Genomic DNA, 20,205 nt, shown 5'->3' with positions numbered 1-20,205 from the left:
GGTCAGCCCCCGATGCGGTAGTCGGCGATGATCTCGCCCGCTTCCGCCAGTTCCGCCTCGTGGCTTTCCTCGCGCCACTCCTCGGCCAGCGCCTCTTCCTCCCACTGGCGCATGGCCGGGTGGGCGAGCATCGCATCGACCCAGACCCGGCCGCGCCCGACGTCCAGCCCATAGGTACGGATGCGGAAGGCGACCGGCGCGTAGAAGGCGTCGAGCACGGTGAACCCGGTGCCCGCCAGCCAGGGGCCACCGAAGCGCGACAGGCCTTCCTCGAATATCTCGCTCACCCGGAAGATCTCGCGCACCAACTGGCCGCTCATCGGACGGGGTCGCACGCGCACCCCGACGTTCATCGTGCAGAAGTTGCGCAGGGCCGGGAAGCCGGCGTGCATCTCGCATACCGCGCTCTGGGCGAAGGCGCGGGCCTCGCCGTCCGCGGGCCAGACGCCGGGATGCCGGTCGGCAAGATAGAGCGCGATACCCAGCGAATCCCAGACCGTTCGCTCGCCGTCGATCAGCGCCGGCACCTGCCCGGTAGGCGAGAAGCTGCGGAACGCATCGTAGTTCACCGGCATGGTGAAGGGTTCCAGCTCATCCTCGAACGGGATGCCGAGCGCCTTCATCAGGACCCAGGGGCGCAGCGACCAGCTCGAATAGTTCCGGTTCGCGGTAATCAGCGTGTAGGTCATGGACAGTACCCTCTCTGCGCAGAGTGGGAGGGGAGATAGCGGGAACCCGGCGCGATTGCGACCCCTGCCGATAGGTCATGCGGACGGCGGGAGAGGACGGAGGAAGGCCCAAGCCCTCCCCCGCGCTCTCCCGCGAGCGTCAGCTCACGTAATGCGCGGTCGTCTTCGCGGCGATCTCCTCGGCGGTGACGCCGGGAGCCAGTTCGACCAGCTTGAACGGGCTGTCGTGGTCGGGGCGCTGGAACACCGCGAGGTCGGTGACGATCATGTCCACCACGTTGCGACCTGTGAGCGGCAGGGTGCACGAGGGGATGAACTTGGGATCGCCGTTCTTGGAGGTGTGCTCCATCACCACGATGATCTTCTTGACGCCGGCGACGAGGTCCATCGCCCCGCCCATGCCCTTTATCATCTTGCCCGGGATCATCCAGTTGGCGATGTCGCCGTTCTCGGCCACTTCCATCGCGCCCAACACGGTCAGGTCGATGTGGCCGCCACGGATCATGCCGAAGCTGGTGGCGCTGTCGAAATAAGCCGACTGCGGCAGTTCGCTGATCGTCTGCTTGCCGGCGTTGATGAGGTCGGGATCGGCTTCGTCAGCATAGGGGAACGGGCCGATGCCGAGCATCCCGTTCTCGCTCTGCAAAGTAACGGTGATACCCTCGGGCACCGAGTTGGCGACGAGCGTCGGAATGCCAATGCCCAGGTTCACGTAGAACCCGTCCTGCAGTTCCTTCGCCGCGCGCGCGGCCATTTCATTGCGGGTCCAGGCCATTACGCGCTCTCCCTTTCGCGGGTGGTCAGGAATTCGATCTTCTTGTCGTAGGGCGCGCCCACGACGATGCGCTGGACGAAGACGCCGGGCAGGTGGATCGCGTCGGGATCGAGGCTGCCGGTGGGGACGATCTCCTCCACTTCCACGATGCAGACCTTGCCGCAAGTGGCGGCGGGCACGTTGAAGTTGCGCGCGGTCTTGCGGAACACGACGTTGCCGGTCTCGTCCGCCTTCCAGGCCTTCACCAGCGAGAGGTCGGCGAAGATGCCTTCCTCCAGGATGTAGTCCTCGCCGCGGAAGGTCTTCACTTCCTTGCCCTCGGCGACCTGGGTGCCCACGCCCGTCTTGGTGTAGAAGCCCGGGATGCCGGCGCCGCCCGCGCGCATGCGTTCGGCCAGCGTGCCCTGGGGGCAGAACTCCACCTCCAGTTCGCCGGCGAGGTACTGGCGCTCGAATTCCTTGTTCTCGCCCACGTAGGACGAGATCATCTTCTTCACCTGCTTGGTGCGCAGCAGCTTGCCGATGCCTTCGTTGTCGATGCCGGCGTTGTTCGAGGCGAAGGTCAGGTCCTTTGCGCCCGAATCGCGGACGGCGTCGAGCAAGCGCTCTGGAATGCCGCAAAGGCCGAAGCCGCCGCTGGCGATCAGCAGGCCGTCCTTCAGCACCCCGTCCAGCGCGGCGGCCGCGCTGGGGTAGATCTTTTTCATGGGCAAATCCTCTTCCGATTGCCGCACGAGGCTAGTCGGGCTCTATCATTACGAATAGCGATTATTTTTTATCAATTCCTATAACCATTGGCTATCAAATGACGCCATGAAGCGCATCGCCCTGTTCCATCTCGAAACCCTGATGTGGATCGACCGCCTGGGCACTTTTGCCGCCGCCGCGCAGCGCCTCCACACCACCCAGCCCGCCATTTCCGCCCGCGTGCGCGAGATCGAGGAGCAGCTCGGCGTCGCCCTGTTCCAGCGCGAGGGGCGGCGCATGGTGCTGTCCGCGCGCGGACGGCGGCTGGTCCAGGCGAGCGAGCCGCTCTACCACGGGCTCGAACAGGTGCTGCTGGAAGCGAGCGACTTCGCGGGGGCCACTGCCGCCGTGCGCATCGGCTCGGGCGAGATCGCGGCGGCGAGCTGCCTGCCGGCCTTCATCCAGGCGATCGAGCGCGACCGGCCTGGCGTCGCCATGGAAATCGAGATCGACCTCACCGCCCCGCTGCTGGCGCAGTTGCTGGCCGGCACGCGCGACATCGTGTTCCTTGCCGGGCCCGTCGCCAGCCCGGGTATGCGTACCGCGCCGATCGGCTCGGTGGAGCTGGTCTGGGCGGCCGGCGCCCAGGTGACCGCGGCGGGCGGCTTCGCGCGCCCCTTGCCGGTCTGGTCGCTGCCCGACCACTCGCCGCTCCATGCCGTCACCCACGAGGCGCTGGAGACACACGGCATCACGCCCCGCGCGCTGCACACCTGCAACAACGTGCGCACTCTGATCGAGATCGTCGCCAGCGGCCAGGGTGCCGCCGTCCTGCCCGAGACGATGGTGCGCGCCGCCCTCGCCGCCGGAACCCTCCACGAAGTCCTGCCCCGGCCGCGCCAGAACGTCCATTTCGAGGCCGCGATCCGCACACGCGAGCGCGATCCGGTCATCCTCGACCTCTTCGCCCGGGCCTCGCGCCTGACGATCGATCCCGCGAAGGGAGGCAAGACGCCGTCGTCCCCGACCTGATCCGGGACGACGGCTGGCGACCATTACCGCATGTGTCTGGTGCAACCGCGCGACTTGCCGCTCGTTTCACCTCACATACCCCCGCCCGGCGACCTTTTCGCGCGCCCTTGATCCTGGTCATGGAACCGGCGCGACCGGGGGTTAGGCTCAAGGCCGCCAAAGAGGGAGACCAATCATGCGCTCGATACTCGTGAACGCCGACCGCAAGCCCGCAACCGAAGCCCGCATCGCCACCGCGGCCGAGATCGCCCGACGAGCCGACGGCCACGTCACCGTCATCGTCGACACCCCCGTCTCGCGCTATATCGCCATGGACCCGATGGGCGGCAGCTACGTGCTGTCCGATGCCCTCGACAAGGCACGCGAAGACGACGATGCCGTCGCCACCCTGGCCGAACAGTTGCTGGCTCGCAGCGGCGTGGCGTTCGACGTGGTGCGCTGCGACGACGAGCCGGTCACCGCGCTCGCCCACGCCGCCCGCCTCGCCGACCTCATCGTCGTCTCGCGCTCGAGCGGGCTCGCGGGAGACCTCGCGCTCACTTCGCGCACGCCGATCCTGGCACTCGCGGACGCCACGCCGCTCGCCCTGCCGATCCGCCGCGCCTGCATTGCCTGGGACGGCGGCGAGCAGGCGGCGGCAGCCCTGCGCGGCTCGGTGCCGCTGCTGACATCCTGCGAATCGGTCAAGCTCGTCTCGGTGATCGAGAAGCGGGGCGGCTTCCCTGCCACGGACGCGCTGCGCTATCTCGCGCGGCACGGTGTCAGCGCCGAGTTCGAGGAACACGAACGCCGCGACTCGACTCACCAGACTCTGGCCATCGCAGTGGCACAGGCCCGCGCGGACCTCCTCGTCATGGGCGCCTATGGCAAGAGCCGCGTGCGCGAGTTCCTGTTTGGCGGCGTCACTGCGCACTTCCTCGACGAAGAGGGCGCGCCGACCCTGCTGCTGGCCCACTGATCAACGGCACAGCGACACGACAAACCGGCGCAGTATCCCGATCGGATACTGCGCCGGTTTTTCGGGTAAAGCTAAGGACAACAAGCAAATATCGCGACGCAGCAGGCAAACGTTTGCGCGTCTCGATTGAACCGACTCGCGGGCCCGAACCGGCCGCGCAACCTGAATATTCGTTCATTATCATACAAGGCGGAAAACTTGACGATTTCAACTCGTTTCCGTTGTTCGTGCAGCATTACGCAACCTTGATTGTAGTTTTTGCAACAAACCAGCATCACTTCGCATTTGCACAAAACGGCGTTCTGGGTCATACAGAATGTGCCTTTCAGGCATCCTCTCCCAAAACTTCCACGGCCCGGTCGGCAACGATCGGGCCTTTTTTTGTCCCGATTCCACTCCCCGTTTCCGAACCGTGCCGCCGCCGTTTCGCATCGCCCGGAATGGGAACCGCCGCCGCCCGCATGGGTTGGTTTGAAATCGGTGCCGGCGATACCTAGCTTTCGATCTCGCCGCCCGATCCGCTCCGCACGCCATGCGGACATCCGGGACGGGGGATCGAAGAAGGGAAGCGCGATGGCGGATACGGACACCAGGACAGACGAGCGCACGGTCAAGCTGCAGGTCGCAGCTGCCCGTCAGGAAGAGAGCGGCCAGGGCATCGCCCGCCTCTCGCGCGCAGCGCTGTCGGAAATCGGAGCGCTCGAAGGCGACGTGCTGGAAATCACCGGCAAGGCCGTCACCGTGGCGCGCGCCGTGCTTGCCTACGACGAGGATGAGAGCCTCCAGGTGATCCGCCTCGACGGATTACAGCGCGGCAATGCCGAAGTCGGCTCGGGCGACAACGTGGTCGTGCGCAAGGCCGAATCGCGCCCGGCGCAGCGCGTCGTTTTTGCGCCCGCGCAGAAGGACATGCGCCTGCAGGGGCCGTCGGTGGCGCTCAAGCGGAACTTTTTCGGTCGGCCGATGGTCCAGGGCGATCTTGTCGCCACCACTGGCCAGCAGCAGGTCGCGGACATTCCGCCGCAGCTCCGCCGCATGTTCAACGCGCCTGCCTATGCGCTGACGCAAATCCGCCTAAATGTCATCTCCACGACTCCACGCGGTATCGTCCACATCGACGAGAACACCGAAGTCGAGCTGCGCGAGACCTTCGAGGAGGCCCACGATGCACGCGGCGACGTCAACTACGACGACGTCGGCGGCATGGGCGAGACCATCCGCCAGTTGCGCGAGATGGTCGAACTGCCGTTGCGCTACCCGGAACTGTTCACCCGCCTCGGCGTCGCCCCGCCCAAGGGCGTGCTGCTGCACGGCCCGCCAGGAACCGGCAAGACGCGCCTGGCGCAGGCCGTCGCCAACGAGAGCGAGGCCAGCTTCTTCTCGATAAACGGCCCCGAGATCATGGGCTCGGGCTATGGCGAGAGCGAGAAGCGCTTGCGCGAGATCTTCGAGGAGGCGACCAAGTCGGCGCCCGCGATCGTCTTCATCGACGAGATCGATTCGATCGCTCCCAAGCGCGACCAGGTCCACGGCGAGGCGGAAAAGCGTCTCGTCGCCCAGCTCCTCACCTTGATGGACGGCCTCAACAGCCGTGCCCACGTCGTGGTCATTGCCGCCACCAACCGGCCCGACGCGATCGACGAGGCCCTGCGCCGGCCCGGCCGCTTCGACCGCGAAATCGTCATCGGCGTGCCCGACGAAAGCGGCCGCCGCGAGATCCTGGGCATCCACACCCGCGGCATGCCGCTGGGCGAGCGTGTGGATCTCTCGGAACTGGCGCGCACGACCCACGGCTTCGTCGGGGCCGACCTCGCCGCACTCGCCCGCGAAGCGGCGATCGAGGCGGTGCGCCGGATCATGCCCAAGCTCGACCTCGAGGCACGCACGATCCCCAACGACGTGCTCGAAAGCCTGCAGGTGATCCGCGAGGACTTCCTGGCCGCCCTCAAGCGCGTCCAGCCCTCGGCGATGCGCGAAGTGATGGTACAGGTGCCGAACATCGGCTGGTCCGACATCGGCGGGCTCGACACCGCGCAGCTCAAGCTCAAGGAAGGCGTCGAGCTGCCGCTGAAGAACCCCGAAGCTTTTCACAAGCTGGGCATCCGCCCGGCCAAGGGCTTCCTGCTCTACGGACCTCCGGGCACCGGCAAGACCCTGCTCGCCAAGGCCGTCGCCAAGGAAGCCGAGGCGAACTTCATCTCGATCAAGTCGTCGGACCTCCTGTCCAAGTGGTACGGGGAGAGCGAGCAGCAGATCGCCCGCCTCTTCGCCAGAGCCCGGCAGGTCGCGCCTTGCGTTATCTTCATCGACGAGATCGACAGCCTCGTTCCCGCCCGTGGAATGGGTGGCGGCGGCGGTGAGCCGCAGGTCACCTCGCGCGTGGTCAACACGATTCTGGCCGAGATGGACGGGATGGAAGAACTGCAGTCGGTCGTGCTGATCGGCGCGACCAACCGCCCGGCGCTCGTCGATCCGGCGCTGCTGCGCCCCGGCCGCTTCGACGAACTGGTCTACGTCGGCACTCCCGACGCGCCGGGACGTGAGCATATCCTGGGCATCCACACCGCGAAGATGCCGCTGGCCGAAGACGTCTCGCTGGCCTCGATCGCCGAGCGCACCGAGCGCTTCACCGGCGCCGACCTGGAAGACGTGGTCCGCCGCGCTGGCCTCGTCGCCATCCGCAAGCGCGGGGCGACGGTCGAGCAGGTCACCGCCGAGGACTTCGAGGATGCCCTCGAGGACAGCCGCGCCACGGTGACCGAGGAGATGGAATCCGAGTACGAGCGCATGAAGGGCGAGTTGAAGAAGCGCGCCATGGAAGTGACGCCGATCGGCTTTATCGCCCCGGGCATGGTCGCCCCCACCCGCGAGCGCAAGCACGGGGACTGACCGGGACGGTTCCGTGCTAGACAAGGAAAGGCCCGGCCGGTGACGGTCGGGCCTTTTCGTTGGAGGTGCACGGGCCCTTTGAAGTGGGACGACGTGACGTTGACCCACTTCTCGTCATTGCGAACGTAGCGAAGCAGGGGTCGAAACGACGATTTAAGCCAAAGTGACCGTGCCGTGTCTGTCGTGCCATCCACGGCACCCCTCTCGCCCCCGTCCGTGTCGCACAAAGCCGAGGCCGGCACGGAAAGCGGGGCCTGCCTCACTCGGGCCCGGACGGTTCCTGCGCCTGCCGGCGGACGTCGTCGCCCCGTTCCCGGTCGCGCGCGGCGTAGTGGCGACGTATTTTTCGTTGGCGGCTGTTATGCCGCAGGTAGAAGATGCCACCGGCCGCCATCAGCACCAGCATCGACATCAGCGAATAGGCGATCATCAGCCGTATCGTCATCGGCAGTGCCTGCCGGACGATGGCTTCAAGCGCCGACCCCGGCACGCCTTGCGGCGAGGTCCTGTTCGACCTGGCGCAAGCCGTCGGCCGAGCCGGTCGCGAGGTCCAGGGGGCGCCCGCCCAGCTTGTCGCTGGCGAGATTGAGATAGGCGATCGCTTCGTCCTTGCCCAGAGTCTCGAGCGCCAGCTTGGTCACCCGGCCCTGGCGGCCTGCTGCATCCGGAGCGAGCTTTGGCCTGTCGGAGCGGCGGAAGTGGTTGCGCCGGGGTTTGGTCTCCGGGCCGTCGTCGTCAGTGCCTGTCATGCCGTGTCCTCAGGATGGGAAGGGGGAATAGGCCATTGCCGCCGAGCGACGGATCTGCAGGCTCACCTGCAACTGGCCCAACGAAGAACGCATGGCGGTCGCCAAGGGCGTGTCCGTGAAGCCGGATCGAGGATGCTGGAGGAAATCGCGCGCCGCCTGCGGGCCGCCGAGCAGCAGGAACGCCAGTCGCGATACTTCGTCGCGCCTTCGGCAGCGATCCGAGGTTCTCGGGCAGGCCTCCCATTGTCGGCCGCTGGAGGCAGGCGCGCCGCGCCGGGTGCGAAGCAGCGCTTCACCCGCATCGGCGAAGCGCATCACGCCGCGCCCGGACTATGGACATGGCGATAAGGCGTCACACCCATCTCGCGGCGCAGGCGGCTGATGCGGCGCTCGTAATGGGTGACGAGGTCGAAACGGGAGGGCGCCGGTGCCTCGTCCCGATTTGCCGTGTAGCGCATAAGCGCGAGTTGATGGTGGTAGAGAAGCTGGTTGAGGTCCATGATGGCTCTCCAAATTGCGGGAGCCCGGTGGGTCTCTCAGTCGCCGATGTGCAAAAACGTCTCGGCAATGCGGCACGTATACGCGATTTCCGACTTGCTGGCTAGTGACTGTCCGCTTGCGGCGGAAAGCGGCACCGGCCCACACCCCCACCCGACCACCCATAGGGTACTATCGTAGGGTGGGTGTATGGGCGGTTGCCGTTTGAGCAGCGGAGACTTTGGGTCGCTCTTGCCCCATGGACGTTTCTTGCGAGGCGGCGCGCGAGGAAGTTGCAATTTTCCGCACCATCCCCTATATGGCGTGTGCTGCGTCGCCTGCGACGGGACAATTGTGCAGCCGCCTCGCGCGGTCTTGCCTCCCTTTTCTAGCTGCTTGGCTTCCAAGGCTTGCCGTTTGCAACCGCACGGTCGGCAGGAAGCAACGCATTTTTTCGGAACTGAAGACTTTGGCCAAGGAAGAACTGCTGACGATGGAAGGCTACATCGAGGAAATCCTCCCCGATGGGCGCTTTGCCGTACTGCTCGACAATGAACACAAGATCATCGCCTACACCGCCGGCAAGATGCGCAAGTTCCGCATCCGTTCGGTCGTGGGTGACCGCGTGCACGTCGAAATGACGCCCTACGATCTTACCAAGGGTCGTATCGTCTTCCGCGAACGCACGCCCGGCCAGGCCGGTCCCGGACAACGACGCGGCAATTTCAGACGATAGACAGAAGCGGCCAAAGGCCGCGATTACAGGAATATATGCATACCTACATCACGGGCGGAAACAGCCGCTCCAAGACCAAAACCTTCATTCACCGGACCTCCGGCCTTCCCGCTTCGATGCGGGACACCGCGCCGGGACTGCTTACCAGGGAAGACCTTCGTCACCTGGTTGCCGAGATGGTGGACTGAAAGGTCGTCAAGAGGATCTACCCCTTTCCCGTGCTGCCGCGCCTTTGGCCGGCCCGGGAAAGGGCCTCCAACGCTTCCCCCGAGGGGGCGTTCCCGCACACAAAGGAGCCTTCGCCATCGATCTCAACCAGATCTATGCCGCGCACCAGACGGTGATGTTCCAGGCCGCGCAGACGCGCGACGAGGAACACCGCGCTGATCTGATGGATCAGGCCGTTACCATGGCGCTGCGCATCGAGCGCAACCGCCTCAAGCTCGGCACGGCGCTCGCCTGTGCCTGGAGCCTGTCGGACCGCTCGCTGCGGCCCGAATCCACGCCTATCTTCAGTTAGGCGTCTTTCTTCAGTTCGAGATTTCCTCGGAGGGCTCGGACCCTTCGACGCGGGCGGCCTCGCGGGCGCTGCGCGCCTCTTCGGTCTGCCTGATGCGCTCCGACATGGCACGCCATGCGGCTTCCGAACGCAATTCGCGGTCTCGGACGTTGTCGAGCAACGCATTCGACGCGGCCGCGGCCGCCTCCAGCGCGCGGCCGTCGCAGAATTCACGGCTGAATGTCATGCTTGAACTCCTGACGAGGTACTGGATACCGGGGACGAGCGACGCCCGCCCCCGGAAAGTCCCGCGTCAGGCCGTGCGCAGGTTGACGGCCGAAGCCTTGCCGTTGCGGCCCACTTCGACTTCGTAGGAAACGCGCTGGTCCTTTTCCAGGGTGCGCATGCCGGCGTTCTGGACGGCCGAAATGTGCACGAAGCTGTCCTGGCCGCCGTCTTCCGGAGAAATGAAGCCAAAGCCCTTGTCGGTGTTGAAGAATTTCACGACGCCTGTAGGCATATTTGTTTCCTTTCAAGAAACGGTAGTTCCGGCGCGCAAATGTCGCGCCGGTCGTGCGTCAAGTCGTCTAGTGAAAGGAAATCGTCGCAAGAAGGAGGAATTGCTGGAATTCTATTCCGGCGCAAAGTCCCAATATTGCCGAAAACCGTCGCAAAATTCGACGTCAGCGGCCCATCTTGTAGCACGACTGGCGAATTAACCCCAGCTTTAAATCCTACGCTCAGGACAACAGGCCGCGGCTCGCCTCTTGGCCGCTGCCGTTGGTCGCGGTTCCGGCCCCGGACATCGCCTCGACCATCGAAGACGTGGCCGACAGTTCCATCGGGGCCACCTGCAACTGCCGCCGGCGGGCCAATGCCTCGGGCATTTCGCGGCGTATCCAGTCCATCATCGATTCGCGGATTTCGGCTCGCAGGTCAAACAGGACCGGGCCGTCGCGCGCGCTCATCAGCAGGCGGACCTCGAGCGTCGCATCGCAGCAGTCGGTCACTTGCAGGATCTGGGCGCGTTTGTCCCACAGGCGATGGGCGGTGATCTGGCGCGTGTATTCCTCGCGGATCGGGCCGATGTCGACGGCATGGTCGAGGTAGAGGAACACCGTGCCGAGCAATTGCGAGGTGGTCTTGGTCCAGTTCTGGAAGGTATCCTCGAGGAAGCGGTTGGACGGCACCACCAACCGCCGGTCGTCCCACAGCCGCACGACGACGTAAGTGGTGCGGATGTCCTCGATGCGGCCCCATTCGCCGTCGAGGATGATGACGTCGTCGATGCTGATCGGCTCGGTCATCGCCATCTGGAAACCGGCGATGAGCGCCTTGAGCGCCGGTTGCGCGGCGGCGCCAACCGCCAGTGCGGCGACGCCGGCCGAGGCCATGAGCGTCACCCCCACCTCGCGTACCCCCGGGATCGAGGCCAGCATGCCGGAAATCGTGAGGAACACGATCAGGAACGTGCCGATGCGCGCGAAGATCGACAGGCGGGTGCGTCGGCGGCGGGCATTGCGGTTGTCCTCCACCGTGATGTCGGCACGTACGATCATCGCCTCGACGAAGGCACGTAGCACCGCGATGGCCACCCAGCCGGTCAGCAGCGGCATGATGAAGCCTGCGAAGCGCGACCAGATCGCTTCCAGCGCGGGCGTCTCGCGCGCGGCGAAGACGATCCCGAAGGCGACGAAGGCCCATCGCGTCGGCCGCATCAGACGGTTGACGACGATGTCGTCCGCATCGCTGGTACTGGCGTGGGCGATGCGGTTGAGCACGCGGAACAGCACGGTATGGAGCGCCAGGGCGATCACCATGCCCAGCATTGCCGCCAAGATCGCGAGCACCGGCGGTTCGGCCCAGTCGGGAAGACCCGTAACGTAGCGTTCGATGAAGTCGATCATACCCACGCAACGATGCTGCAGTGCAGCAGGTTCCGGCCCCGGCACGGGCTGTCGCAAGGATGGAGCAGCGCGGCGAAACACCGGGGCCGTCCCGTACCTGATCCGGGACGTGGAGAAGGCCACCCCCTCGTCGCGTCAGTCGCCCCTGCTGTGGCCCATCGCAAGCCTTCGCCTCTAGAGTACTCCGCGGGGTCCAAAGTGGAGCCCGTGACCCCGCGCCGAGCCTCCCCTCAGTGCGCTGCGCCCCAGCTTGCTCCGGAGCCGATCTCCACGCCCAGCGGCACGTCGAGGCTGACCGCCGGCGTCGCTGCCTCGGCCATCACCCGCTCGATCACCGGCGAGGCGGCCGCAACGTCGCCTTCGGGCAATTCGAACACCAGTTCGTCGTGCACCTGCAGCAGCATGCGCACATGGCCGAGGCCTGCTTCGGCCAGCGCCGGCCCCATGCGGACCATCGCGCGCTTGATGATGTCGGCGCTGGTGCCCTGGATCGGGGCGTTGATCGCGGCGCGCTCGGAGCCCTGGCGCTCGGCCTGGTTCTTCGAATTGACGCGTGGGAACCAGGTCTTGCGGCCGAACAGCGTCTCGGAATAGCCGATGGCGCGCACCGATTCGAGCGTCTCGTGGATATAGCGCTGGATGCCCGGGAAACGCTCGAAGTAGCGGTCGATCATCGCCTGCGCCTCGTCCGAAGTAGTGCCCAGCCGCCCGGCGAGGCCCCAGCGCGAGATACCGTAGAGGATCGCGAAGTTGATCGTCTTGGCGCGCCCGCGGGTATCGCGGTCGACCGTACCGAACATCTCCATAGCCGTGCGCGAGTGGATGTCCTCGCCGTTCGCGAACGCTTCCTTGAGGCTGGGCACGTCGGCCATGTGCGCGGCGAGGCGCAGCTCGATCTGCGAATAGTCGGCCGAGAGCAGGACGTTGCCCGGTTCGGCGACGAAGCAGTCGCGGATCTGGCGGCCGATCTCGGTGCGGATCGGGATGTTCTGGAGGTTCGGGTCGGTGGACGACAGGCGCCCGGTCTGCGCGCCGACCAGCGAGTAGCTGGTGTGCACTCGCTGCGTCGCCGGATTGATCGCCGCCTGCAACGCCTCGGTGTAAGTGGAGCGCAGCTTGGAAAGCTGGCGCCATTCGAGCACCTTTGTCGCCACTTCCGCGCCTTGCGCGGCCAGGCCTTCGAGGATCGACTGGTCGGTCGAATACTGGCCGCTCTTGCCTTTCTTTCCGCCCTTGTAGCCGAGCTTGTCGAACAGGATGTCGCCCAGCTGCTTGGGGCTGCCGATGGTGAACGTCTGGCCGACCTTCTCGAAAATTTCCGCCTCCAGCCCACCGATCGCCTCGGCGAACTGGGTGGAGAGGCCCGCCAGCTTCTCGCGATCGACGCGGATGCCGTGGCGCTCCATCTGCGCAACGACCGGGATGAGCGGGCGGTCGACGCGCTCGTAAATGCGCGTGCCGCTCTCGTAGGAAAGGCGCGGCTTGAGGTGGCTGTGCAGGCGCCAGGTGACGTCCGCATCCTCGGCGGCGTACTGCGTGGCGCGATCCAGCGGGACCTCGCCGAAGGGGATCGCCTTCTTGCCGGTGCCGCAGATGTCCTTGAAGGTCAGCGTAGTGTGAGACAGGTGCCGCTGCGACAGCTCGTCCATGCCGTGCCCGCCGCCGATCCCGTCGAGCGAGCGGCCGGCATCGAGGCAGAAGCTGACGATCATCGTATCGTCCACCGGCGAGACATGGATGCCGTGGCGCGCCAGCACGTTGAGGTCGTACTTGATGTTCTGGCCGACCTTGAGCACCGCGTCGCTTTCCAGCAGCGGCTTGAGGCGGGCGATGGCGACCTCCAGCGGCACCTGTTCGGGCTTTTCGGCGAACATGTCTGTGCCGCCGTGGCCGAGCGGGATGTAGCAGGCCTGGTTCGGCCCCACCGCGAGGCTGATGCCGGCAAGATCCGCGCGCATGGCATCGAGCGCCGAGGTCTCGGTATCGATGGCGACGAGGCGCACGGCGGCGGCGCGGGCGATCCATTCGTCGAGCTGCGCCTCGGTGGTGACGCATTCGTACAAGTTGCGGTCGATCGCGGGCCATTCCGGCAGGGCCTGGCGCGAGGCTCCCGTGTCCGCCCCGGAAGCGGCGGCGGCGGCTGCCTTCGCCGGATTGAGCTGCGTCGCCCGCTCCGGGCTACCCGAGCCGAGGTCGAGGCGCTTGAGCAGGCTCGTGAACCCGTGGCGGCCGAGGAACGCGGCAAGCGGCTCGGGCGGGATGGCGTCGAGCTTGAACGCGTCGAGCGGCATCGGCAGCGCGCAGTCTTCCTTGAGCGTCACCAGCACCTTGGACAGCCGCGCCTGGTCAGCGTGCTCGATCAGGCGCTCCTGCAGCTTGGACTTCTTCATGTCGGGCGCTGCGGCGAGCGCGGATTCGAGATCGCCGTAATCCTGGATCAGCTTGGTCGCGGTCTTGGGCCCGACGCCGAAGACGCCCGGCACGTTGTCGACCGAATCGCCCATCAGCGCCAGCACGTCGCCCACCTTCTCGGGGGGCACGCCGAACTTCTCGAGCACTTCGGGAATGTCGATCCGCTGGTTCTTCATGGTATCGAGCATGTCGACGCAGCCCCCGCCGATCCCGCACTTGCCGACGAGCTGCATCAGGTCCTTGTCGGAGGACACGATCGTCACATCCCAGCCGATCGCGGTGGCGGCGCGTGCGTAGGAGGCGATGAGATCGTCCGCCTCGTAGCCGAGTTCCTCGATGCAGGGCAGGGAGAAGGCGCGCGTGGCGTCGCGGATCAGCGGGAACTGGGGGACCAGGTCCTCGGGCGGCGGCGGGCGGTTGGCCTTGTACTGGTCGTAGATGTCGTTGCGGAACGACTTGCTCGACGCATCGAGGATCACCGCCAAGTGGGTGGGGCCATCGGCCTTGTTGAGGTCCTCGGCCAGCTTCCACAGCATCGTCGTGTAGCCGTAGACCGCGCCCACGGGCGTCCCTTCCGGGTTGGTGAGCGGCGGCAGGCGGTGATAGGCGCGGAAGATGTAGGCCGAGCCATCGACGAGATAGAGGTGCTGCTTGGAATCCATGACCGACCCCTAGCAGCGCCGGGACGCGGCGTCAGCAGGACAGTCGCCGAGACATTCATTTGCCCCATGCAGGAACCGAGGATGTTCGCAGGAGTTTTGGCCGGGCGCTTGAAACGCCGCGCGCCGCCTTCTACCCACGGCGAGAGCCCGGAGAATGAGGCTCACGCGGCGTTTTCGCCGAAGGGGTAACTCGCAGTTAAGAGGGATACAGACACTATGCGCAAGATCGTTTTCGCCGCCGCCGCCGCGGTTTCCGCCCTGTCGCTGGGCGCATGCTCGGAAAAGACCCAGGACGCCACCGAGGCCGCCGCGTCCTCTGCAGGTGACGACCTTTCCGCCACCGCCACCGACGTGGGCGATGCGCTCGGCAACGCCGGTGCCAAGGCCTCCGATGCGGCCGACGACACCGCCGACGCCGCCAAGGATGCAGTCAAGAGCGCCGAGAAGACCATCGACGACACCGCCGCCGATGCCGACAAGGCCGCCAACGACGTCGCCAAGGAACTGGACGAGCACACCGACGGCGATCCGAAGACCAACTGATCTTCGCGGGTCCTAGATAAGGAAAAGGGGGCTTCACGGCCCCCTTTTTTGTAAGCGTCGTCCCGAACGAAAGGGGTTCAGCGCAGCGCCGCGCGCCGCACCGGAGTTTCGCTGAGGTAGCCGTTGTAGATCGTGCGGGCGATGCTGGCGATTCGCGCCTCGCGGCCCGGGCGGCCGCCCTGCCCGGTCACGTAGATGGCGACCGCGAAGACGTGGCCGTCAGGGGTCTGGATGATCCCGACGTCGCTGGAGGTGTTGTTGAGCGAGCCGGTCTTGTGCGAAACGCTGGCGCCTTCGGGAAGGCCGGCCGGAATGCGCCGCTTGCCGGTGACGCAGCGGCTCATCGCGCCAAGGATGACGCCGCGGCTGGACGGGCTCAGCCACTTGCCCTGGTAGATGCCCGAGAGCAGTCGGACCATCGCGTAAGGCGTCGCGCTGTCGCGGGTATCGACGACACGGGCCGGATCGATGGCACCGTCGTCGCGCACCAGCGTGGCGATGTCGCGGTCGATGTGCCAGTCGTCGATTCCGGCGCGCTCGACCCAGGCGTTGACCGCCTTGGGGCCGCCAACGACCTTGAGCAGGGCATCGGTGGCGTAATTGTTGGAGCGCGTGATCATCAGTTCGATCAGGCGCGAGGCGGGCATGTACTCGCCGGCGCGGACCGGCGCGACGGCACTGGAGAACGGCGCCGAGCCGACCGGGACCATCAGCGGAAACTCGCTGGTGAGGCTCCACTTGCCCTTGTCGACGCCGTCGAGGAAGGTCGCGGCGATGGCGATCTTGCTGGTGCTGGCCATCGGGAAGCGCTGGTTGCCGAGGACGTCGACCATGCGGCCGCTGGTGAGGTCCATCGCAGCGACGCCGATGCGGCCCTGCGAGGCGTTGGCGACGGCGGCGAGCTGCTGGCCGAACGGCGAGGAATACGTGCGCGGACCGCGATCGTCGGTGCCGAACAGGCTGTCGAAGCTGTTCTGCACTTCGACCACCTGGTCGGTGGCCTTGCTGAGTGGCAGGATCTGCTCGGCGCGCGCGCCATGCGGCACGAATGCCGTCACAGCGGTCATCACCGCCAGTGCGAAGAAGCGCCCCGTGCCGGCACGGCACCGCGCAAGAAGTTGGCCTGCCCCGGTCATGCAGCCCCTACCCTAAAGTCGTCCATGTTCCCAAACGGTTAACGGAACCACGATAAAGCGCCACTGTCTAGCGACGAAATGCAGTAATTGTGCGGCAATTACCCGAATGCGCACATTCCTTTCACGCAGATGAACGAATCTGGCATCTGACATCGTCGTCCCGGCGAGGAGTGGGACTGTGGGCAAGGCCGCGCGGAAATCGTTTTGGACGCGACGTCGCCATGGCGCATCGCAAGCTGTCGCCTCGAGAGTACCCCACGGTCCCGCATCAAGCCCGGGACGACGATGTGGAGTTCAGGGGCACAAACGAAGGGGCCGGAAGGATTTCTCCTTCCGGCCCCAGCATTCGCTCGCGCAAAGGCTATGTGCTTCTTAGAAGCCCATGTCGCCCATGCCGCCCATGCCGCCACCCATCGGGGGCATCGCGGGCTTGTCCTCGGGGCGCTCGACGATCGCCGCTTCCGTGGTGATGAGCAGGCCGGCAACCGAAGCTGCGTCCTGCAGCGCGGTGCGCACGACCTTGGTGGGGTCGATCACGCCGGCGGCCTTCAGGTTCTCGTACACGTCGGTCGAGGCGTTGAAGCCGATGTTCTCGTCGGTGCCGTCGAGCAGCTTGCCGGCGACAACCGCGCCGTCGCTGCCGGCGTTCTCGGCGATCTGCTTCACAGGCGCGGTGATCGCCTTGCGAATGATGTCGATACCGCGGGTCTGGTCTTCGTTGGCGCCGGTCAGGCCGTCGAGAGCGCGCGTTGCGTACAGCAGAGCCGTACCGCCGCCGGGGACGATGCCTTCTTCAACTGCGGCGCGGGTCGCGTGGAGGGCGTCGTCGACGCGGTCCTTGCGCTCCTTGACTTCGACTTCCGAAGCGCCGCCGACCTTGATGACGGCAACGCCGCCGGCCAGCTTCGCAAGGCGCTCCTGGAGCTTTTCGCGGTCGTAGTCCGAAGTGGTGACTTCGATCTGCGAACGGATCTGCTCGACGCGAGCCTTGATCTCGTCATGCGAACCGGCACCGTCGACGATGGTGGTATTGTCCTTGTCGATGGTGACCTTCTTGGCTTCGCCAAGCATGCCGAGCGTGACGCTCTCGAGCTTGATGCCGAGGTCTTCCGAGATCATCTCGCCAGCGGTCAGCGTGGCGATGTCGCCCAGCATGGCCTTGCGACGATCGCCGAAGCCCGGAGCCTTGACGGCTGCGATCTTCAGGCCGCCACGCAGCTTGTTGACGACGAGCGTGGCCAGAGCCTCGCCCTCGATGTCCTCGGCGATGATGAGGAGCGGACGGCCCGACTGCACCACGGCTTCCAGGATCGGAAGCAGTGCCTGGAGCGACGACAGCTTCTTCTCGTGGATGAGGATGTAGGGGTTCTCGAGCTCGACGGTCATCTTCTCGGGGTTGGTCACGAAGTACGGCGACAGGTAGCCGCGATCGAACTGCATGCCTTCGACGACGTCGAGTTCGAATTCGAGACCCTTGGCCTCCTCGACGGTGATGACGCCTTCCTTGCCGACCTTTTCCATGGCTTCGGCGATCTTCTCGCCGACTTCCACGTCACCGTTGGCGGAGATGATGCCGACCTGGGCGATTTCGGCCGAGCCGGCGACCGGGGTCGAACGCGCCTTGAGGTTCTCGACGACCTTGAGGACGGCGAGGTCGATGCCGCGCTTGAGGTCCATCGGGTTGATGCCGGCGGCAACCGACTTCATGCCTTCGCGAACGATCGCCTGGGCGAGGACGGTCGCGGTGGTGGTGCCGTCGCCGGCCTTGTCGTTGGCCTTCGAGGCCACTTCGCGCAGCATCTGCGCGCCCATGTTCTCGAACTTGTCCTTGAGTTCGATTTCCTTGGCGACGGTGACGCCGTCCTTGGTGATGCGCGGGGCGCCGAAGCTCTTGTCGATGACGACGTTGCGGCCCTTGGGCCCCAGGGTCACCTTGACGGCGTTGGCGAGGATGTCGACACCGGCGAGAATGCGCTCGCGAGCGTCACGCGAAAAGCGTACTTCCTTGGCTGCCATTTTAGAATTCCTTCAAAAAATCAGAGAGATGAAGTCGGAAAAAATCTTAGGCGATAACGCCCAGGATGTCCGATTCCTTCATGATCAGCAGGTCTTCGCCGCTGACCTTGACCTCGGTGCCCGACCACTTGCCGAACAGGACGCGGTCGCCGACGGTGACGTCGAGCGGCGTGATGGTGCCGTTTTCAGCGCGGGCGCCGGTGCCGACGGCGACGATTTCGCCCTCAGCCGGCTTTTCCTTGGCGCTGTCGGGAATGATGATGCCACCGGCCGTCTTTTCCTCGGCCTCGACGCGGCGCACGAGAACACGGTCGTGCAGCGGGCGGAAAGTCATTGGGTTATCTCCCTAAATCCAACGAACAGGTAATTGGGGTTGGCACTCTACACTCGGGAGTGCCAACGGCCGGGATATGGTCCGGCCTAGGGGAAGCGTCAAGCACCGTGTGGCAGAAAAATTTGGCCGGTGGTGCGCTTCGCGACAAAGTGGTGTCTCGCGAGGATGACCGGGCGCTGTGACTAGGCGATGACGGCGTGCACAACGGGAGCGGATACCGCCGCCCGCGGCGACTCGGGCACGAGGGCGAACCGATCGCGCCAATGCCAGCGCGCCAGCAACAAGGCTGCCGCCACGGTCAGCCCCACCGCGAGACCTATCCATACGCCTACGCCGCGCAAGGGCGTGAACAGGCCGAGCGCCACGGACGTTGCGAAGCCCGCCAGCCAGTAGCCGACGATGGCGATCACGGCCGGCACGCGGGTATCCTGCACGCCGCGCAGGACGCCGGCGGCGATGGCCTGGAGGCCGTCGGTCAACTGGAACACGGCGGCGATGAAGAGGTACTGCATCGCCAGCGTCACCAGCGCCGCATTGGCGGACCTCGATACGTCGACGTAGGCCGAAAGGATCGCGCGCGGGAACAGCAGCATCGCCAGCGCCGAGACGCACACGAAGACCATGCCGATCAGGATCGCGGCCCAGCCGGCGCGGCCGATCGCGGCCTTATCGCCGGCGCCGAAGTGGTAGCCGACCCGGATCGTGGCGGCCTGACCGATACCGAAGGGCACCTGGAAGGCGAAGGCGGCAACCTGCAGCGCCACGGTATGCGCGGCCAGTTCCGCCTCGCCCACCCGGCCCATCAGGAAGGCAGCGCCGCTGAACAGGCCGCCCTCGGCGATGAGAGTCGCCGAGATCGGCAGGCCAAGCGAAAGCATCTGGCGCAGGCGCTGCCATTCCGGCCGCCACCAGCGCCCGAAGACGTGGAAGCGGCGCAGCTTGCGGTCGCTGCGGATCGCCAGGACATAGGCGAACACGGTGACCACGGCGGTAATCGCGCTTGCCATCGCCGAGCCGGCAAGGCCGAACGCGGGCGCGCCGAGATTGCCGAAGACGAGCACGTAGTTGCCGAAAGCGTTGACCAGGATCGCCAGCGCGGTGATCGCGGTCGCGAAGACCGGGCGGCCGAGTGCGGAGACGAACGTGCGCAACACGTTGGCCACCGCCATCGGCAGCAGCGCCAGCGACAGCACGCGGATGAAGTGCCCGGAGATGGCCGCGACGTGCGGGTCCTGGCCCGTCGCCAGCATGATCCGCTCGCCCTGGAAGCAGACGATGATGGCGAGCAGGCCCAGCAGTACCGCAAGCCACAGCGCCATGCGCGCCGAGCGGCGCACTTCGCGCACGGAATTGCGGCGGCGCCCGATCTCCGCCGCGATCAGCGGGGCGACCGCGCCGGTCACGCCGTTCATCCCCATCATCAGCACCGCGACGATGGCGACCGCCAGGCTGGAGGCCGCGAGCGATTCCTGTCCCAGCCGCGCCACGAAGATCACGTCGACGGCGAAGACCGCCATCTGCAGCATGTTGGCCAGCGCCAGCGGCCCCGCAAGCCGCAAGGTGGCGCCCAGTTCGGCGCGGAACGGATGTTCGTGGCTCTCCCTCATTTGTGGCGGGCGATAGGGCCTTGGAGCCGGGCAGGAAAGTGATTCCTGAAGGAGGCGATCGCCGGGCCGCTTCCCACGGCCGGCCGGCTATATTACG

General features: G+C 66.0%; 23 protein-coding genes. 8 read left to right on the top strand and 15 right to left on the bottom strand.

Annotation, left to right across the window (positions count from 1 at the left end; genetic code table 11):
- Positions 1-2: 2 nt before the first annotated feature.
- From ACFFDA_RS23740 to ACFFDA_RS23730, 3 genes are all read right to left on the bottom strand, one after another.
- Complete coding sequence (locus tag ACFFDA_RS23740; protein ID WP_404479728.1) at positions 3-689, bottom strand: glutathione S-transferase family protein; 687 nt, start codon at positions 687-689, stop codon at positions 3-5.
- Positions 690-828: 139 nt separating this feature from the next.
- Entirely contained in the window at positions 829-1,464 is a 636-nt protein-coding gene (locus ACFFDA_RS23735; protein WP_404479727.1) for a CoA transferase subunit B, read from the bottom strand.
- Positions 1,464-2,171: a CoA transferase subunit A gene (locus ACFFDA_RS23730; protein ID WP_404479726.1), complete on the bottom strand. Its 708-nt coding sequence runs from the start codon at positions 2,169-2,171 to the stop codon at positions 1,464-1,466. Before ACFFDA_RS23730 ends, ACFFDA_RS23735 begins: the two co-directional genes overlap by 1 nt.
- Before the next feature lie 106 nt (positions 2,172-2,277).
- On the opposite strand from ACFFDA_RS23730, the gene ACFFDA_RS23725 reads away from it, so the two are divergent.
- From ACFFDA_RS23725 to ACFFDA_RS23710, 4 genes are all read left to right on the top strand, one after another.
- Entirely contained in the window at positions 2,278-3,183 is a 906-nt protein-coding gene (locus tag ACFFDA_RS23725; RefSeq protein WP_404479725.1) for a LysR family transcriptional regulator, read from the top strand.
- Between the two features lie 175 nt (positions 3,184-3,358).
- Positions 3,359-4,141 (top strand): universal stress protein, encoded by a 783-nt coding sequence (locus ACFFDA_RS23720; RefSeq protein WP_404479724.1) that lies wholly within the window; start codon positions 3,359-3,361, stop codon positions 4,139-4,141.
- A gap of 113 nt (positions 4,142-4,254) precedes the next feature.
- Positions 4,255-4,638, top strand: a complete 384-nt coding sequence (locus ACFFDA_RS23715; protein ID WP_404479723.1) for a hypothetical protein — start codon at positions 4,255-4,257, stop codon at positions 4,636-4,638.
- A gap of 76 nt (positions 4,639-4,714) precedes the next feature.
- Positions 4,715-7,030 carry a CDC48 family AAA ATPase gene (locus ACFFDA_RS23710; protein WP_404479722.1) on the top strand — a complete coding sequence of 772 codons (2,316 nt, stop codon included), beginning with the start codon at positions 4,715-4,717 and terminating at the stop codon, positions 7,028-7,030.
- 259 nt (positions 7,031-7,289) lie between these two features.
- Here the strand turns inward: ACFFDA_RS23710 and ACFFDA_RS23705 are convergent, their stop codons facing one another.
- The 4 genes from ACFFDA_RS23705 to ACFFDA_RS23690 are packed head-to-tail and all read right to left on the bottom strand — an operon-like array spanning position 7,290 to position 8,279.
- Complete coding sequence (locus tag ACFFDA_RS23705) at positions 7,290-7,460, bottom strand: hypothetical protein (protein ID WP_404479721.1); 171 nt, start codon at positions 7,458-7,460, stop codon at positions 7,290-7,292.
- 40 nt (positions 7,461-7,500) lie between these two features.
- The gene (locus tag ACFFDA_RS23700; protein ID WP_404479720.1) at positions 7,501-7,779 is read right to left on the bottom strand and encodes a hypothetical protein; all 279 of its coding nucleotides are present in this window, start codon (positions 7,777-7,779) and stop codon (positions 7,501-7,503) included.
- A 9-nt stretch (positions 7,780-7,788) separates the two neighbouring features.
- A complete protein-coding gene (locus tag ACFFDA_RS23695; protein ID WP_404479719.1) occupies positions 7,789-8,094 on the bottom strand; it encodes a hypothetical protein in 306 nt (101 codons plus the stop codon).
- Complete coding sequence (locus ACFFDA_RS23690; RefSeq protein WP_404479718.1) at positions 8,094-8,279, bottom strand: hypothetical protein; 186 nt, start codon at positions 8,277-8,279, stop codon at positions 8,094-8,096. Before ACFFDA_RS23690 ends, ACFFDA_RS23695 begins: the two co-directional genes overlap by 1 nt.
- 446 nt (positions 8,280-8,725) lie before the next feature.
- On the opposite strand from ACFFDA_RS23690, the gene infA reads away from it, so the two are divergent.
- The 3 genes from infA (at position 8,726) to ACFFDA_RS23675 (ending at position 9,512) form a co-directional block, all read left to right on the top strand.
- Positions 8,726-8,992, top strand: a complete 267-nt coding sequence (infA, locus tag ACFFDA_RS23685; RefSeq protein ID WP_007683736.1) for a translation initiation factor IF-1 — start codon at positions 8,726-8,728, stop codon at positions 8,990-8,992.
- Between the two features lie 35 nt (positions 8,993-9,027).
- The gene (locus ACFFDA_RS23680) at positions 9,028-9,180 is read left to right on the top strand and encodes a hypothetical protein (protein WP_404479717.1); all 153 of its coding nucleotides are present in this window, start codon (positions 9,028-9,030) and stop codon (positions 9,178-9,180) included.
- 155 nt (positions 9,181-9,335) lie between these two features.
- Entirely contained in the window at positions 9,336-9,512 is a 177-nt protein-coding gene (locus ACFFDA_RS23675) for a hypothetical protein (protein ID WP_404479716.1), read from the top strand.
- A gap of 10 nt (positions 9,513-9,522) precedes the next feature.
- On the opposite strand, the gene ACFFDA_RS23670 is transcribed toward ACFFDA_RS23675, so the two are convergent.
- From ACFFDA_RS23670 to polA, 4 genes are all read right to left on the bottom strand, one after another.
- A complete protein-coding gene (locus tag ACFFDA_RS23670; protein WP_404479715.1) occupies positions 9,523-9,738 on the bottom strand; it encodes a hypothetical protein in 216 nt (71 codons plus the stop codon).
- 66 nt (positions 9,739-9,804) lie between these two features.
- The gene (locus ACFFDA_RS23665) at positions 9,805-10,011 is read right to left on the bottom strand and encodes a cold-shock protein (RefSeq protein WP_404479714.1); all 207 of its coding nucleotides are present in this window, start codon (positions 10,009-10,011) and stop codon (positions 9,805-9,807) included.
- A 220-nt stretch (positions 10,012-10,231) separates the two neighbouring features.
- Positions 10,232-11,398, bottom strand: coding sequence for a mechanosensitive ion channel family protein (locus ACFFDA_RS23660; RefSeq protein ID WP_404482858.1), 1,167 nt, complete (start codon positions 11,396-11,398; stop codon positions 10,232-10,234).
- A 230-nt stretch (positions 11,399-11,628) separates the two neighbouring features.
- The gene (polA, locus tag ACFFDA_RS23655; protein WP_404479713.1) at positions 11,629-14,472 is read right to left on the bottom strand and encodes a DNA polymerase I; all 2,844 of its coding nucleotides are present in this window, start codon (positions 14,470-14,472) and stop codon (positions 11,629-11,631) included.
- Between the two features lie 216 nt (positions 14,473-14,688).
- Here polA and ACFFDA_RS23650 point away from each other — a divergent pair, with 216 nt between their 5' ends.
- The gene (locus ACFFDA_RS23650; RefSeq protein ID WP_404479712.1) at positions 14,689-15,015 is read left to right on the top strand and encodes a hypothetical protein; all 327 of its coding nucleotides are present in this window, start codon (positions 14,689-14,691) and stop codon (positions 15,013-15,015) included.
- 77 nt (positions 15,016-15,092) lie between these two features.
- Here ACFFDA_RS23650 and ACFFDA_RS23645 read toward each other — a convergent pair whose 3' ends face one another.
- The 4 genes from ACFFDA_RS23645 to ACFFDA_RS23630 all read right to left on the bottom strand — a co-directional run bounded on the left by ACFFDA_RS23645 (position 15,093) and on the right by ACFFDA_RS23630 (position 20,108).
- Complete coding sequence (locus ACFFDA_RS23645) at positions 15,093-16,151, bottom strand: serine hydrolase (RefSeq protein WP_404479711.1); 1,059 nt, start codon at positions 16,149-16,151, stop codon at positions 15,093-15,095.
- A 372-nt stretch (positions 16,152-16,523) separates the two neighbouring features.
- Positions 16,524-18,167, bottom strand: a complete 1,644-nt coding sequence (gene groL / locus ACFFDA_RS23640; RefSeq protein WP_404479710.1) for a chaperonin GroEL — start codon at positions 18,165-18,167, stop codon at positions 16,524-16,526.
- Between the two features lie 46 nt (positions 18,168-18,213).
- Positions 18,214-18,501, bottom strand: coding sequence for a co-chaperone GroES (gene groES, locus ACFFDA_RS23635; protein ID WP_056768022.1), 288 nt, complete (start codon positions 18,499-18,501; stop codon positions 18,214-18,216).
- A gap of 182 nt (positions 18,502-18,683) precedes the next feature.
- Entirely contained in the window at positions 18,684-20,108 is a 1,425-nt protein-coding gene (locus ACFFDA_RS23630; protein ID WP_404479709.1) for an MATE family efflux transporter, read from the bottom strand.
- Positions 20,109-20,205: the final 97 nt, after the last annotated feature.

Source organism: Novosphingobium sp. BL-52-GroH (assembly GCF_044813085.1).
Classification (GTDB): domain Bacteria; phylum Pseudomonadota; class Alphaproteobacteria; order Sphingomonadales; family Sphingomonadaceae; genus Novosphingobium.
Note: the sequence above shows the minus strand (reverse complement) of the source record. Positions and strands in the feature narration are given on the sequence as shown.